The 515-nt window shown below is 52.6% G+C and carries 1 rRNA gene; it reads right to left on the bottom strand.

Annotated features, from left to right (window positions below):
• Nucleotides 1-515, bottom strand: a 23S ribosomal RNA gene (locus ACESTK_RS20570); the annotation flags it as partial.

Genomic DNA, 515 nt, shown 5'->3' with positions numbered 1-515 from the left:
CGGATCCCTTAGTTTCGGTGGTACGTTTCAGCCCCGGACATTTTCGGCGCAGGGCCTCTCGACCAGTGAGCTATTACGCACTCTTTGAATGAATGGCTGCTTCTGAGCCAACATCCTGGTTGTCTTCGAGACCCCACATCCTTTTCCACTTAACGTACACTTTGGGACCTTAACTGAAGGTCTGGGCTCTTTCCCTTTTGACTGCCCAACTTATCTCGTGCAGTCTGACTCCCGGTCCTGTCTACATGGCATTCGGAGTTTGATATTCTTCGGTAGGCTTTGACGCCCCCTAGGAAATTCAGTGCTCTACCTCCACAAGACTCATGACCGAGGCTAGCCCTAAAGCTATTTCGAGGAGAACCAGCTATCTCCGGGTTCGATTGGAATTTCTCCCCTACCCACACCTCATCCCCACCCTTTTCAACGGATGTGGGTCCGGACCTCCACTGCCTCTTACGGCAGCTTCATCCTGGACATGGGTAGATCACCCGGTTTCGGGTCTACTCCTACTGACT

The sequence above is a fragment of the Ruminococcus sp. Marseille-P328 genome, assembly GCF_964249465.1.
Lineage (GTDB): Bacteria > Bacillota > Clostridia > Lachnospirales > Lachnospiraceae > Blautia_A > Blautia_A faecis.
Note: the sequence above shows the minus strand (reverse complement) of the source record. Positions and strands in the feature narration are given on the sequence as shown.